13 protein-coding genes are annotated in these 15074 nt (G+C 64.8%); 8 read left to right on the top strand and 5 right to left on the bottom strand.

Annotation, left to right across the window (positions count from 1 at the left end; all coding sequences use genetic code 11):
- Positions 1–228 precede the first annotated feature (228 nt).
- A complete protein-coding gene (locus LSQ66_RS16620; RefSeq protein WP_231766303.1) occupies positions 229–681 on the bottom strand; it encodes a hypothetical protein in 453 nt (150 codons plus the stop codon).
- Positions 682–811: 130 nt separating this feature from the next.
- On the opposite strand from LSQ66_RS16620, the gene LSQ66_RS16625 reads away from it, so the two are divergent.
- Positions 812–1843: a M29 family metallopeptidase gene (locus tag LSQ66_RS16625; RefSeq protein ID WP_231766304.1), complete on the top strand. Its 1032-nt coding sequence runs from the start codon at positions 812–814 to the stop codon at positions 1841–1843.
- Here the strand turns inward: LSQ66_RS16625 and LSQ66_RS16630 are convergent.
- A complete protein-coding gene (locus LSQ66_RS16630) occupies positions 1830–2756 on the bottom strand; it encodes a LysR family transcriptional regulator (RefSeq protein WP_231766305.1) in 927 nt (308 codons plus the stop codon). The genes LSQ66_RS16625 and LSQ66_RS16630 overlap by 14 nt on opposite strands.
- 105 nt (positions 2757–2861) lie before the next feature.
- Here LSQ66_RS16630 and LSQ66_RS16635 point away from each other — a divergent pair, with 105 nt between their 5' ends.
- A complete protein-coding gene (locus LSQ66_RS16635; RefSeq protein WP_231766306.1) occupies positions 2862–3701 on the top strand; it encodes a phytanoyl-CoA dioxygenase family protein in 840 nt (279 codons plus the stop codon).
- Positions 3701–4534 (top strand): sugar phosphate isomerase/epimerase family protein, encoded by an 834-nt coding sequence (locus tag LSQ66_RS16640; protein ID WP_231766307.1) that lies wholly within the window; start codon positions 3701–3703, stop codon positions 4532–4534. The genes LSQ66_RS16635 and LSQ66_RS16640 overlap by 1 nt, the downstream gene beginning before the upstream one ends.
- On the opposite strand, the gene LSQ66_RS16645 is transcribed toward LSQ66_RS16640, so the two are convergent.
- The 3 genes from LSQ66_RS16645 to LSQ66_RS16655 form a co-directional block, all read right to left on the bottom strand.
- Positions 4507–6792, bottom strand: a complete 2286-nt coding sequence (locus LSQ66_RS16645) for a CHASE domain-containing protein (RefSeq protein ID WP_231766308.1) — start codon at positions 6790–6792, stop codon at positions 4507–4509. The two genes, LSQ66_RS16640 and LSQ66_RS16645, sit on opposite strands and share 28 nt — an antisense overlap.
- Positions 6793–6864: 72 nt before the next feature.
- Entirely contained in the window at positions 6865–7977 is a 1113-nt protein-coding gene (locus tag LSQ66_RS16650) for an HD-GYP domain-containing protein (RefSeq protein WP_231766309.1), read from the bottom strand.
- A gap of 90 nt (positions 7978–8067) precedes the next feature.
- Complete coding sequence (locus LSQ66_RS16655; RefSeq protein ID WP_231766310.1) at positions 8068–8370, bottom strand: hypothetical protein; 303 nt, start codon at positions 8368–8370, stop codon at positions 8068–8070.
- Between the two features lie 122 nt (positions 8371–8492).
- Between LSQ66_RS16655 and LSQ66_RS16660 the strand changes: the two genes are divergently transcribed.
- The 5 genes from LSQ66_RS16660 to LSQ66_RS16680 all read left to right on the top strand — a co-directional run bounded on the left by LSQ66_RS16660 (position 8493) and on the right by LSQ66_RS16680 (position 15068).
- Complete coding sequence (locus tag LSQ66_RS16660) at positions 8493–8951, top strand: MarR family winged helix-turn-helix transcriptional regulator (RefSeq protein WP_231766311.1); 459 nt, start codon at positions 8493–8495, stop codon at positions 8949–8951.
- Positions 8948–9922, top strand: a complete 975-nt coding sequence (locus LSQ66_RS16665; protein WP_231766312.1) for an alpha/beta hydrolase — start codon at positions 8948–8950, stop codon at positions 9920–9922. The genes LSQ66_RS16660 and LSQ66_RS16665 overlap by 4 nt, the downstream gene beginning before the upstream one ends.
- Before the next feature lie 222 nt (positions 9923–10144).
- Positions 10145–12568: a M1 family metallopeptidase gene (locus LSQ66_RS16670; protein WP_231766313.1), complete on the top strand. Its 2424-nt coding sequence runs from the start codon at positions 10145–10147 to the stop codon at positions 12566–12568.
- Positions 12568–13068 carry a DUF6702 family protein gene (locus tag LSQ66_RS16675; RefSeq protein WP_231766314.1) on the top strand — a complete coding sequence of 167 codons (501 nt, stop codon included), beginning with the start codon at positions 12568–12570 and terminating at the stop codon, positions 13066–13068. Before LSQ66_RS16670 ends, LSQ66_RS16675 begins: the two co-directional genes overlap by 1 nt.
- A complete protein-coding gene (locus LSQ66_RS16680) occupies positions 13065–15068 on the top strand; it encodes a TonB-dependent receptor (protein WP_231766315.1) in 2004 nt (667 codons plus the stop codon). The genes LSQ66_RS16675 and LSQ66_RS16680 overlap by 4 nt, the downstream gene beginning before the upstream one ends.
- Positions 15069–15074 lie beyond the last annotated feature (6 nt).

Consider the following 15074-nt stretch of genomic DNA (forward strand, 5'->3'; position numbering starts at 1 on the left):
AGAGCCTGTAATGACCCAGCGGTTCCTGCTCACCTTAGGGCCGCTAATCTAAATGCCTCAGCGGGTGTTTTCATACCCACCTATTTCGGCGCCGTTGACAACTGATCGGATTGTTTGTGTCTGCTGCCACACTCTTAGTTGTTCGGAAATGGCTCCGCTGAGATCTCTTGTTTCGGGGACTTGGCGGCCCCCCCTACCCTTCAGGCGGGAGTTACGTTCCCTACAACTTTACTCGATCTTGATTTTCTTGGGCGCGGCAGGCGCGGCGTAGGCGATGAAATCGGTTTCCGGCGCCGAAGCCAGGGCGTCGGAGAACTCCAGCCAGCGCTTCAGCTTGTCCATATGGCGGATGGTGATGCCCTTGCCGTTGATGTAGCCGACCTGCTCGAAGAAGTCCTGGCGAACCGTCATCTTCGAGGTGGTGGGAAGGTTCTCGACCATGCGGTCGTAGGCCTTGCGCGCCCGCTGCTCCCACTTCTGCAGGCCGGGCTCGTTGAAGCGGTTGCTCTCGTAATAGATGGTGACGGTGCGGTCGTGATTGCCGAAGCCGACAATGGCCGCGCCCTTGCGTACCTGCTGCAGCACGTCGTCCTTGATGGTGGCCGTCGGCACCAGCAGCGCCGCGCGGCCCTGGGGTTCCGGCCGCTCCTGCGGCAGATCCTGGCCAAACTGAATGCTCATCCCTGCTCCACTGTGATCGGCCGATGTTACCCCCCGGCTATATCCATCGATTCTACATGGGCGGTTCGGGCGCTTCAAGCCGCTCGCCGTATAATGCCGTGGCTTCTACCACACTCTTCCGTTGTCAATCATGCCTGTTTTCCCAGCCGCCGTCCGGGACCTCGCCGCGCGCAATGTGCGCGACACCCTGGCCTTCGCCATCGAGCACGCGCCGCCCCGGCGCGCCCTCGTCGTGTTCGACCGCCGCAGCGAGCTGAACGAGGTGTTGACGGAAGCTTATCGCCGCGCCCTGCCGGACGGCGAGTTCATCGACTTCGACACCGTGGCGCCGCAGGAGGTGCTGGACGCCTTCGCACGCCTGCAGCCGAAGGACCTGGTGGTGCTGATCCAGACCACGAGCTTCCGCCTCAACGACTACCGCATCCGCATGGAGCTGTTCAAGCTGGGGCTCAAGGTGATCGAGCATATGCACCTGTCCCGCATGCCGGGACAGCAGGGCCTGCACTATATCGAGGCGCTGGCCTACGACCGGGACTACTACCGCGGCGTCGGCCACGCACTCAGGGCGCGCATCAACGGTGCGCAGCGCGCGGTGGTGGACAGCGGCGGCGAGCAGCTCGTCTTCGCCTCGCCCTTCGAGGAAGCGAAGCTGAATATCGGCGACTACGGCGCCATGAAGAACGTGGGCGGCCTCTTTCCCATCGGCGAAGTGTTCACCGAAGCGCGGGACCTGGAGGCAGTGAGCGGGCGTGTGCGGGTGTTCGTGTTCGGCGACACTTCCTTCCACGTCAACCGTCCCGCCACGCCGATCACCATGATCGTGGAAAAGGGCCGCGTCACCGGCGCCGAAAACAGCACACCCGAATTCGACCAGATGCTCGGCATCATCCGCGCCCACGAAGGCGAAGTGTGGCTGCGCGAACTGGGCTTTGGTATGAATCGCGCCTTCTCCTTCGAACGCACGGTGGACGACATCGGCACCTACGAGCGCATGTGCGGCATCCACCTTTCACTGGGCGCAAAGCACGGCCAGTACCAGAAGCCCCAGTTCAAGCGCAAGGACGCACGCTATCACGTGGACGTTTTTGCCATTACCGAAGCGGTTTACCTGGACGGCGAAAGGGTGTACGCGGACGGCGCCTGGCAGATCACGCCTGCCTGATGCCCAGCGCCCTGTCCCAGGGCGGCACAGGGCTGTATTCCGCCAGCAGGAAATCGATCAGCGCGCGCACCTTCGGCGAAGGCCTGCGGCTGGCCGGATACAGTGCGCTCAGGTGATTCAGCGGCAGTTCCCACTCCGGCAGCACCTGCACCAGGCTGCCGTCCAGCAGCTCGCGCCAGGCGAGGAAGCTGGTGCTGTACACAATGCCCAGCCCTCGCAGCGCCGCATGCTGCAGCACCAGTCCATTGTTGGCGGTGAATGCCGCCTTGACGCGGATGGTGGTCTCTTCGGCGCCGCGCCGGAAATGCCAGGCCGTGCCGCCCGTGAGGTGGCTGAAGTGCAGGCAGCGGTGGGCGTGCAGGTCTTCCGGCGCCTTCGGCTGGCCGAACTTGGCGAGATAGGCGGGCGAGGCGCACAGAACGCCACGGCATGGCGCGAGAGGACGGATGGCGAGCGCGCTGCTGTCGGGAATACCGCCGACGCGGATGGTGAGGTCGAAACCGTGTTCGATGGGATCGAGCAGCGCGTCGTCCACGTGCAGGAGCGGCTGCAATTGCGGATGCGGCAGGCAGAAACGGGCCAGCGAATCGGCCAGCCACTCGCTGCCGAAACTGGACGGCGCCTGGATGCGCAGTGGACCTGCCAGCTCCGCTCCCGCGTGGGTCACTACCCGCGCCGCCTCCTGCGCCTGGAGCACGGCGGCGGAGCAGGGTTCGAGGTAGGCCTGGCCCGCGTCCGTGAGGCTCACTTCGCGGGTGGAGCGGTGCAGCAGGCGGGCGCCCAGCCTGTCCTCCAGCTGGAGCACATGCTTGCTCACCATGGCGCGCGTCATGCCCAGCTTGCGCGCGGCGCCGCTGAAGCTGCGCAGGCGCGCCACCTCCACGAAAATCTCCATTGCCCTCAGCTGGTCCATGCTGCGATTGTCTCCATTTTGCAGACAATGTGTCAACCGCTTGCGCGTTGTTGGAAGCTTCCTCCCTCCGTACAATGGCTCCATCACATCGAGGAGCACCACGCCATGCTAAGCGCAGCCCAGAAAGAGCAGTACCAGAAGGACGGCTACATCGTCATCCCCGGCTTCAAGAGCCTCGAAGAGATTGCCGCGCTGCGCGCGCGGGCGGCCCAGATTGTCAACGAATTCGATCCATCGGTGGCCCAGGGCATCTTCACCACCAAGGAGCAGGAAAAGAAGGCGGACGAATACTTCCTGCGCTCAGATAACGCCGTGCGCTGCTTCTTCGAGGAAGAGGCTTTCGGCCCGGACGGCCAGCTGAAACAGGCCAAGGAGCTGTCGATCAACAAGATCGGGCACGCAATGCACGATCTCGACCCCGTGTTCCGCGCCTTCTCCACCGACGTCCGTCTTGCCGCCGTGGCGCGCGACCTGGGCCTGGAGCAGCCGCAGGTTTGGCAGTCCATGTACATCTTCAAGCAGCCCGGCATCGGCGGCGAGGTGCGCTGGCACCAGGACGCCACCTATTTCGACACCACGCCTATCAGCGTCACCACATTCTGGTTCGCGCTGGAAGACGCTACGCTGGAAAACGGCTGCCTGTGGGCCGAACCGGGCGGCCACCGCTCGCCGCTGCGCGAGCGCTTCGTGCGCAAGGGCGACGATATCTCCGTCGAGAAGCTGGACAGCACGCCCTGGCCCGACGACAGCACCGCCGTTCCCCTCGAATGCAAGGCGGGCGCGCTGGTCTGCTTCCACGGCCTGCTGCCGCATTACAGCGCCCCCAACCGCTCGCCCGTTTCGCGCCACGCCTATACCCTGCACGCGACGGATGCCCGCAGCGAGTATTCGCCGCTGAACTGGATCCAGCGCGACGCTTCCTTCCCGGTGCGGGGCTTCATCTGATGCAGGTAAAGATCTTCGCCCCACACTGGGGCAGCAATGAGCTGCCGCCGGAAGTTTTCATCGCACGCGTTCTGGAAGCTGGCTTCGACGGTATCGAAATGTCCCTGCCGCTCGACGCGGCCGCGCGCGGCGACTGGGTGCGGCGCATTGCGGACGCGGGCCTGGAACTCATTGTCGCCCAATGGGAAACCGTATTCCACAGCGGCTTCGAGGCGCACCGCCGCGCCCTGGGCGAGCTGCTGGAGAATGCCTGCGCCGCCAGGCCGCTGCTGGTAAATTCGCACACGGGCAAGGACTTCTACAGCCCGCAGCAGAACGAGGAGCTGATTGCCCTCGCCGCCGCGGTCTCGCGCGAACACGGTGTGGACATCGTCCACGAAATTCACCGCAGCCGCTTCAGCGGCCATCCCGCCTTGCTGCTGCCCTACCTGGAGCGCCTGCCGCAGCTGCAGCTGACGGCCGATCTCTCCCACTGGTGCGTGGCCTGCGAATCGCTGCTGGAAGACCAGGCCGGAATGCTGGAGACGGTGCTGCCGCGCGTGCGGCACATTCACGCGCGCGTGGGCCACGCGCAGGGGCCGCAGGTGGCGGACTTCCGTGCGCCCGAAGCGGCGCCGGAGCTGGCCGCCCATCTGGCGTGGTGGGACCGTATCGTGAGCCTGCGCCGCGCGGCGGGTGCGGATACGATGACGATCACGCCCGAATTCGGCCCTGCGCCCTATACCTTCACCCAGCCTTATACCCGCCAGCCGGTCAGCAACGCCTGGGAACTGAATGTAGCCATGCTCGGCCTGCTGCGCGAGCGCTACGTGGCGGCCAGTTCATCTTCCTGAACGGGCGCGCGCAGGGGAAGCGTGATGGTGATGCTGGTGCCCTTGCCGGGCGCCGACTCGATGTCGATCTTCCCTTTGAGGACGCCTGTCACGATGTTGTAGACGATGTTCATGCCCAGGCCCGAGCCGCCCTGCCCCATCTTGGTGGTGAAGAAGGGATCGTAGATCTGGTGCAGCACGCGGCTGCTCATGCCCACGCCGTTGTCCTGGAAGCGTAGCACCGCCATGCCCTCGCCTTCTTCGCGCGCCGTGATGGTGATGCGGCCGTGTGCGCGGCCCTCGAAGGCATGCAGCATGGCGTTGTTGATCAAGTTGCTCAGCACCTGGCCCACGCTGCCCGGATAGGATTCGAGCGTGAGCGTTTCGGGCACGTCCACCTTCACTTCGCAGTTCGCGCGCCGCAGCTGGGCCGCATAGGTGGCGAGGGTATCGTGGAGCACACCGGCCAGCGCGAAGCGGCGGCGCTGGTCCGAGGTCTGGTCCACCGCTACCTGCTTGAAGGAGGTGATCAGGTCCGCCGCGCGGCCCAGGGAATTGGCGATGATGGCGCATGCCGTCTTCGCGTCCGCCAGATGGGCATCGAGCGCCGAACGGCGGATGCCGCCGTCGGCCAGCTTGCGTTCGAAATCGGCCACCATGTCGCTCAGTGCCGTGGCGGTGAGCAGGCTGTTGCCGATAGGCGTATTCAGCTCGTGCGCGATGCCCGCCACCAGCGCACCCAGGGAGGCCATTTTCTCGGAAGTGATCAGGCTGGCCTGCGCCTGCTTCAGCGTCACCAGCACGGCGGAAAGGTCCTGGTGCGCCAGCTCCACATTGGCCTTCTGCGCCGCCAGCTCGTTCAGGCTGCGCTCCAGGCCTTCCTTCGCCTCCACCAGCGCGGCTTCCGTCTGTTTGCGGTCGCTGATGTCCGAGATCACCCACACGCAGCCCTTGGACGGGGCGGCTGCATCGAGCACCTTGCCGTTCACCATGCACCATAGCTGCGCGCCGTCGTGCCGCGTGAGGGCCAGCTCGCCGTGCACGCGCTGTCCATCCGGGCCGCAGACGAAAACGTCCTCCGTCGTGGTGCCGCGGGTGAGCGCGGTGCTGGGGCAGCCCGCCAGGGCGCCGCTCGGATAGCCCAGCATCTCTTCCAGGCCGCGGTTGCAGCGCATGATGCGGCCATCGCGGATCAGGGCGATGCCGACGATGGCGCTGTCCTGCAGCGCGCGCTGTTCGCCCACGGTCACGCGCAGGGTTTCGGCCATGTCGCGGTGGCGCTGCGCCAGCATCAGCAGGGCCGAAATCAGGGCGCTGATCAGCGTGCCCGCGCCCGCGATGAGGGCGATGGTGAGGTAGTTGCGGCTATAGCGCTTTCCGGGATGCCCGTCGAACTGCAGCACCCAGCGCCGCTCGCCCACGTTCAGCGTGAGGCGCGAGCGCAGGTCTTCCAGCGAAACATGGGGCCCGCTGCCCACCTTGCCCGCGCTGTCGTACATGAGGTTGTTCAGGGAAGGCGCGTCGGCGCCGCCGTCGCGCAGGTAGCCCGCGTCGTAGACGGCGATATGCAGGTCCGGCAGGAGCGCCTGATCCACCACTTCGCGCATCAGGTCTGACACGCGGAACACGATGGCGACGAATCCGACAAGGGCCGCGCGGCGCTGGTCCACCGTTGCCACCGGCGCGTCCGGGCGGAAGATCGGCAGGCGGGCCACGAAGCCGGGCTGGCCGCTCGCGTCCTGCACCAGGATGACCCTTTCGGTGGCGATCAGGCGGCCCGTGTCGCGCCCCAGCTCCAGGGCGCGCAGGTGGGTCGGCAGGGCTGCCAGGTCGAGGCCGAAAGCATTCTCGTTATGCTCCATCGGCTCGTTGTATTCGATGAGGAAGTGCTCGGGCCGCAGCGAGGCGGGATGCACCGTGTAGTTCGGGTAGCCCTCAGGCTTCAGGCTGCGGTCGGCGCGCACGGCGGCGACATGGCGCGCCAGGTCTTCCTGCGGCACGCGCCGCACGAACTGAATGGCCTGGAATCCCGGATAGCGCTCGGAGAGCCGCAACTGGAGCACATAGTCGTGGAAGGCGGCGCGGTCGATGTCCCTGGCGACAGCGAACAGGCCCTGGATGCTGAGCAGGGAATCGAAGTAGGTCTGCATGCGCACATTGGTGTCGCGCGCAATCTTCTCGGTGTCGCGGCGGAAGGATTCGTCGATCTGGCGGTCCTGCACTTCCATGACGAAAAGGCAGACCCAGACGGTGAGGCACAGTCCGACTGCAAGCGCCACGTACCCCCTCATCCGCATGCTTCGCTCCACCCTGCCTAGATGAATCGACTATAACATACAGCAATAGTCAATTCACAACAGTAATGACTTATCTGTATCGTCCTGGAAACGCATGGCGATGCTCATGAACTCTTCCTCGATGGCCAGCATGGCGTCCACCACGTCCGGATCGAAATGCTCGCCGCTGCCCTGGCGGATCAGCTCGATGGCGGTCTCGTGGGTGAAGGCGGGCTTGTAGACGCGCTTGGAGATCAGGGCGTCATAGACGTCGGCCACGGCCAAGAGGCGCGCCGACACAGGAATATCCTCGCCCGCCAGCCCTTGCGGATAGCCGGAGCCGTCGAATTTCTCCTGGTGGGAATAGGCGATTTCGCGCGCGAAGCGCAGGAAGGTGTTGCTGCCGCCCATGCGGTCTTCCACCCCGGCGATGGCGTCGCGGCCGTAGACGGTGTGCATCTTCACCACTTCGAATTCCTCGGGCGTCAGGCGGCCGGGCTTGAGCAGGATGGCGTCGGGAATGGCTACCTTGCCGATATCGTGCAGGGGCGCGGCGTTGAAGAGCAGCTTGATGTTGTTGTCGCTGAGCTCGGCGGCGAAGCGGGGATGGTGCTGCAGCTTCTGCGCCAGGGCCTGCACATAGTGCTGCATGCGGCTCAGGTGGTTCGGCGTTTCGTTGTCGCGCAGCTCGGCCAGGGTGGCCATGGCCCAGATCACGGCATCGGCCATCTGGGTCAGCTCCGTGGTCACGTCCTGCACCAGATGCTCCAGGTGGTGGCGCTGGTGCTTGAGCAGCAGGTGGGCATGCTGCAGCTGGAGCTGGTTGCCCACGCGGGCCTGCACCGTGTCCGCCTGCAGGGGGCGGGTGATCACATCGGCCGCGCCGGCCAGCAGGCAGCGCTGCTCCTGGGCGTAGTCGCCCGCGTCCACCATCATCATGACGGGAATGGCGGCCGTATCGGGAATGCTGCGCAGCTGGCGCAGGGCATCGAAAGTGTCGGGATCGGCCAGGCCTGCATCGAGCAGCATCAGCTCGGGCCGGGGCAGCTGCTGCGCCGCGCGCAGCACGGCATTGCCGTTGTCGGCCAGTTTGATCTCATAGCGTTCCTGCAGCACACCGCTGAGCTGGATCAGGTTTTCCGCTGCCGCATCCCCGATCAGGATCACGGGCCTCGTTTGGCCATTCATCTAAAAGCATCTCCCCGCGGCAGCTTGCCGCAATGGAAGCATGATACCCGAGGCAGTGCGGTTTGCGGGCGGCGCCCTGGCCAATCGTCGCTATTCGATCAGGGCGGGACGGCCGTCCTCCAGGAAAGCGCCGAAACAGCGGGTGCACTCCAGGCAGAACAGATGGGCAATGCGGACATTTTTCTGGCGCAGCACCAGTTGCAGCCGGCCCTCGCGGCACACGGGACAGGTTTCGCGCATGGTGCCGCAGGTGCGCACCTCGTCGGCCAGATAGCTGCCGTCGTAGCGCACGCCGTCGACGACATGCTGTGGATCGAGTTGCACCAGGAACAGCTCGGCGGGTGCGGCGCGCTGCTCCGCCGCCGTCGGGTGATACGGGTCTGCCTTATTCATTGTCATCCCCTCGCGCATCGATTGGCACGTCCGGAAACGATAGACCGAATGGCAAGCGCTGGCAAGCACAAACGTGGCGGATATCGCTTGCAACTAGATCGCGCGCTATCTATACTGCAGGCATGGCAGACGATACCGACAATCCCCTGCGCCAGGTGCCCCGCCTGGGCGCCCAGCTGTGCTTCGCCCTGTACTCGACCTCGCTGGCGATGAACAAGCTGTACCGCAAAATCCTGCGCAAGCTGGGGCTCACCTATTCCCAGTACCTGGTGATGATGGTGCTGTGGGAGCAGGACGAGCAGACGGTCTCCGCCTTGGGCGAGCGCCTCTACCTGGACTCCGCGACCTTGACGCCCCTGCTGAAGCGCATGGAGCAGGCCGAGCTCATTACCCGCACCCGCTCGGCCAGCGACGAGCGCCAGGTCATCGTCGCCCTCACGCCGCAGGGGAACGCCCTGCGCGACGAGGCCGCCAAGCTGCCCGAGCTCGTGCTCGGCGCCAGCAATTGCAGCGTGGACCAGGTCGTGGGCATGAAAAAGCAGCTGGACGCCCTGCGCGACAGCCTCATGAAAAACGCTTGAAGCATCCCGGCCTCGAACCCCGCACCGCCCGCTTCCTGCAAGCCCTGGCAGGCAGCAAGCCCCTGGAGCGCCTGAGCCCTGCCGCCGCGCGTTTTGTGCTGGCCGCCGCCCAGAAAGGCGCGGCGCTGCCGGATGCGCAAGTCTCCGTCCACAGCATCGAGCTGGCGGGAAAGCCCTTGCGCCTCCATGTCGTGCGCCCTCCTGGGGCCGAGGGGACTCTGCCCGCCTTCATCTACCTGCATGGCGGCGGCTGGATGCTGGGCGACTTCCCCACCCATGAGCGCCTGGTGCGCGAACTGGTGGTGCATTCCGGCGCCGCCGCCGTCTTCATCGAATACAGCCGCTCGCCGGAGGCAAAGTATGGCGTGGCGCTGCAAGAGATCCACAGTGCAGCGCGCTGGGTGCAGGAATCCGGTCACGAGATCGGTGTGGACGGCAACCGCCTCGCCATCGCAGGCAACAGCGCGGGCGGCAACCTGGCTGCCGCGGTGGCGCTGCTGGCCAAGGAAAAAGGCGGCCTGACGCTGCGCGCCCAGGTGCTGCTCTGGCCCGCCACGGACGCCGGCTTCGACACGGCCTCCTACGGCGAATTCTCCGAAGGCTACTTCCTCACCCGCAGCATGATGCACTGGTTCTGGGACCACTACGCCCCAGATGTCGAGCAGCGCCGCGAAATCCACGCCTCCCCCCTGCAGGCATCGCTGGACCAGCTGGAGGGCCTGCCGCCCGCCCTGATCCAGACCGCCGAGTTTGATGTATTGCGCGACGAAGCCGAAGCCTACGGCCGCAAGCTCAGTCAGGCCGGCGTCGACGTCACGACGGTACGCTACCAGGGCATGATCCACGACTTCGGCCTGCTCAACGCCCTCAGCGCCCTTCCCGCCTCCCGCGCCGCCCTGCGCCAGGCCGCCGAAATGCTCAAGCTCCACCTCACCGCCGAGCCCGTGTCCACATCTGGTGCCAGGGAATAAATTTGGACACGAACTCATCCCTAGATGACCACGGACGGGCTCGTGTCCAAATTTATTCCCTGGCACCAGACTTGGACACAGACTGAGCATTTAGAAAAAGTGTCCGCGGACGTCCGGGCGGACAGTTTATTTCAGGTTTTTTACAAATAAATTTACGCTGGGGAAGTTACCTCGCGCTTAGAATAGTCCGGCTATTTCTACAACTATAGAAGCGGGGCATTGATGAAGCGTCTGTCATTTGCAGTTCTTGCAGCAACACTTTCCACGGCCGCCTTCGCGGCGCCAACCTTCGACGATAAGTTCCGTCAGCTCGACGAACTCCTCCCGGCACCGACCCAGTACCGCACCGCTTCCGGCGCACCGGGCCACGCCTATTGGCAGCAGCGCGCGGACTACAAGATCCGCGCTACGCTGAACGAGGCCGAGCGTTCGATCACCGGCAGCGAAACGATCACCTATCACAACAACTCGCCCGATACCCTGAGCTACCTGTGGGTGCAGCTGGACCAGAACATCTATGCCAGGGATTCGGACGCGCGCATGATGCAGACCGCGCCTTCGCGCGAAGCCTGGACCCGCCCGCGCGGCGCGGACGATGGCTTCAAGTTCGAAGGCATGCGCAGCATCCTGGTGGGCCAGGAGTTCGACGGCGGCTTCAAGCTCTCGAACCTGAAGTCGGCCAGCGGCGCACCGCTGAAGTTCGTGGTGAACCGCACCATGATGCGCATCGACCTGCCTACGCCCCTTAAGCCGGGCGAGCGCTTCAGCTTCAGCCTGGACTGGACCTACAAGATCAATGAGCAGAAAGTCCTGGGCGGCCGCGCAGGCTACGAGCACTTCCCCGAGGATAAGAACGACCTGTTCGAAGTGGCCCAGTGGTTCCCCCGCATGGCGGCCTACTACGATGTGACGGGCTGGCAGCACAAGCAGTTCCTGGGCGCCGGCGAATTCACGCTGGAATTCGGCGACTACGACGTGGCCGTGACCGTGCCCGCAGACCATATTGTCGCTTCCACGGGCGAGCTGCAGAATCCCGGCGAGGTGCTGAGCGCCGCCCAGCGCGACCGCCTGGAGCGCGCGAAGACCGCCAAGCAGCCCGTCATCATCGTGACGCAGGCGGAAGCCGAAGCGGCCGAGAAGTCGGTCTCGAAGGCGACCAAGACCTGGCGCTTCAAGGCGAAGAACGTACGCGACTTCGCCTGGGCTTCCAGCCGCAAGTTCATCTGGGATGCGCAGGGCTACAAGAAGGATGGCACCAATGTGCTGGCCATGTCCTTCTATCCGAAGGAAGGCAATCCGCTGTGGGAGAAGTATTCCACCGCGTCGATCATCCACACCATCGAGCAGTACAACAAGTACAGCTTCGACTACCCTTACCCGATCGCGATTTCCGTGAACGGCCCGGTGGGCGGCATGGAGTATCCGATGATCTCCTTTAACGGCCCGCGTCCCACCAAGGACAAGAAGACCGGCCAGATCACCTATTCCAAGCGCGCCAAGTACGGCCTGATCTCCGTCATCATCCACGAAGTGGGCCACAACTACTTCCCGATGATCGTGAACTCGGACGAGCGCCAGTGGACCTGGATGGATGAGGGCCTGAACACCTTCCTCGAATTCCTGGCCGCCCAGGCATGGGAGAAGGACTTCCCCATCGACCGCGGCGAAGCGCGCGATATCGTCGGCTACATGCGTTCGCAGAACCAGGTGCCGATCATGACGAACTCGGAATCGCTCCTCCAGTTCGGCAACAACGCCTATGCGAAGCCCGCCACCGCGCTGAACATCCTGCGCGAGACCATCCTGGGCCGCGAGCTGTTCGACAAGGCCTTCCGCGAGTATTCGCAGCGCTGGAAGTTCAAGCGCCCGACCCCGGCCGACTTCTTCCGCACCATGGAAGACGCTTCCGGCACGGACCTGGATTGGTTCTGGCGCGGCTGGTTCTACACCACCGACCCGGTGGATGTGAGCCTGGACGGCATCACCGAATTCGGCGTGAGCAGCAAGAATCCGGAAGTCGAGAAGGCGTGGCAGAAGGCGCGCAAGGCCGAGGAGCCGGTTTCCATCACCGACCAGCGCAACGAAGGCATGCCGCGCCGCGTGGATTCGCAGCCGGAGCTGAAGGACTTCTACAACGAGCATGACGACTTCACCGTCACCAATGCGGACCGCAACAAGTACGCGGAACAGCTGAAGGACCTGGAGCCGTGGCAGAAGGACCTGCTGGCCAAGGGCAAGCACCTCTACCTGGTGGACTTCACCAACGTGGGCGGCCTGGTCTCCCCGCTGATCCTGCAGATCGAGCTCAAGTCGGGCAAGAAGTATGTCGAGCGCGTGCCTGCCGAAGTGTGGCGCTATTCGCCGAAGAAGATCACGAAGCTGATCGTCACCGACGAACCCATGGTCTCGCTGGTGCAGGACCCTTACTGGGAAACCGCCGACATCGACACCAGCAACAACAGCTGGCCGCGCAAGGCGAGCCAGTCGCGCCTGGAGCTGTTCAAGACCCAGCGCGGCGGCACTGACCTGATGAAGGACTTCAACACTCCCCTGAAGACCGAGGAGCCGAAGAAGGAAGAGAAATCGGGCCAGCCGGCCGCCGGTAACGGCGCGGCTGCCAAGCAGGAAGCGGAAACGAAGAAGTAATGCAGTTCCCTCGATTCAATGCCGTCCTTGCGGCGGCGCTGCTTGCATGCAGCGCCGCCGCCCATGCCCATAACTACCACATGGGCATGGCGGACATCAGTTTCAATCCCAATACTGGCAATACCGAGATCGTGCACACCTATACCGCGCACGATGTCGAATCGCTGCTCATGAACCTCTACCAGCGCCAGTTCGACCTTGGCCTGGAAGAAGACCAGGCGGTGTTCCGCCGCTACCTCGAAAAGCAGTTCACGCTCACCGCCAGCGGCAAGCGCCTTCCCATACAGTGGGTGGGCATGACCGCCAACGCGGACAACGTCACCGTCTACCAGGAAATAGAGAAGACCGCCCTGCCCGCAGGCGCGGTACTGCGCAACAATGTGCTGACCGATTTCCTGCCCACGCAGATCAACACCGTCAACGTCGACCGCCAGGGGGCAAGCCGCGCGGCGCAGACGCTGGTCTTCAAGCTGCCCCAGACCGAACAAGTACTTCCATGATCCGCCGCGCTGCACTGCCGGTTGCGCTGCTGGCTGCCTTTGCGCCACGCGCGGCCCTCGCCGACGATCCTTTCCTGCAGCGCGTGCTGATCGACGGCTCGCGCGCCACCCAGCTGGGCATCGCCGATTCCGCCGCGGCGGGCAGCGTTACCCAGCGCCAGCTCCAGGACCGCACCAGCTACCGCCCCGGCGAACTGCTGGAAGCCACGCCGGGACTCATCGTCAGCCAGCACAGCGGCGAGGGTAAGGCCAACCAGTTCTACCTGCGCGGCTTCAACCTGGACCACGGCACCGACCTGCGCACCACGGTCGACGACATGCCCGTGAACCAGCGCAGCCACGCCCACGGCCAGGGCTGGACGGACCTGAACTTCCTGATCCCCGAGCTGAGCGCGCGGCTCGACTACAAGAAGGGCCCCTATTCCGCCAGCGAAGGCGACTTCGCCTCGGCGGGCGCCACCGCCATCACCTACGCCAACCGGCTGACCCGGGGCATCGCCAGCGCCACGGCGGGCCAGAACGGCTATGGCCGCGCGCTGCTGGCGGATGCGCCGGAACTGGGAGGCGGCAGCATGCTCTATGCGGTGGAGGCCCTGCACAACGACGGCCCCTTCACGAAGGGCGACAACTACCGCAAGCTGAACGCCGTGCTGCGCTACAGCCAGGGCTATGCCAACAATGGCTTCAGCGTGGCGGCCATGGCCTATCGCGGCAGCTGGAACGCCACCGACCAGATTCCGCAGCGCGCGGTGGACGATGGATCGCTGGGCCGCTTCGACGCCATCGACAGCAGCGACGGCGGCGAGGCACGGCGCATGAGCCTTTCCGGCATCTGGCGCCGCACAACGGATGAAAGCTCGTCGAAGATCAGCGCCTACGTCATCGCCAACCGCCTGCAGCTGTTCTCGAACTTCACCTACTTCCTGGACGATTCCGTGAACGGCGACCAGTTCGCCCAGCCGGACCGGCGCGTGACGAGCGGCCTGAATGCAAGCCACAGCTGGCATTGGCACGAAGGCGAGCGCGCTTCCGTCACCACTGTGGGCGTTCAGGTCCAGAACGACAATATCTTCAATGGCCTGTACAGGACGAAGGCGCGGCAGGCGCTCGCCGTGACGCGCGAGGACCATATCGTGGAGACCAGCGGCAGCGCCTACGTCGAGAACCAGACGCGCTGGAACGCCGTGCTGCGCACCAGCGCCGGCCTGCGTGCCGACCGTTACCGTTTTGACGTTGCGCGTGTGGGCAAGGCGGACGACACGCTGCTCAGCCCCAGTGCCAGCGTCGTGCTGGGTCCCTGGGCGGACACGGAGTTCTACCTCAACGCCGGCAACGGCTTCCACAGCAACGATGCGCGCGGCGTGCTGGACAAGGAAAATCCCGCCACGCCGCTGGCGCGTTCGCGCGGCCAGGAGCTCGGCGCACGCAGCGAATTTTTGCGCGGCCTGCAATCCTCGCTTTCGCTGTACAAGCTGGATTTCGATTCGGAGCTGGTCTTCGTTGGCGATGCGGGAACGACGGAGGCGAGCCGTCCGAGCCGCCGTTACGGCATCGAGTTCTCGAACTACTGGAAGCCGCTCAAGTGGATGTCCATCGATGCCGACCTTGCCTTCGCGCGCGCCCGCTACCGCGACGCGGATCCTGCAGGCCGCCGCATTCCAGGCGCCATCGAGGGCACAGGCCAGCTCGCGCTGACGGTATCCCCCGCCGGACCGTGGAGCGGCTCCCTGCGCCTGCGCTACTTCGGTCCCCGTCCCCTGGCCGAGGACAACAGCGTGCGCTCACAGGGCAGCATGACGCTGAATGGGCGCCTCGGCTACAAGCTCACGAAGCGCATGCACATCGAACTGGAAGGCTTCAACCTGGCCAACCGGCGCGATTCCGCCATCGATTACTACTACGCCTCGCGCCTCAAGGGCGAAGCGGCGCCGGTGGAGGATATTCACTTCCACCCCATCGAATCGCGGTCCTTCCGCCTTACCCTCAGCACCGCCTTCTAGCTGGGC

Source organism: Massilia endophytica (genome assembly GCF_021165955.1).
Taxonomy (GTDB): Bacteria; Pseudomonadota; Gammaproteobacteria; order Burkholderiales; family Burkholderiaceae_D; genus Rugamonas; species Rugamonas endophytica.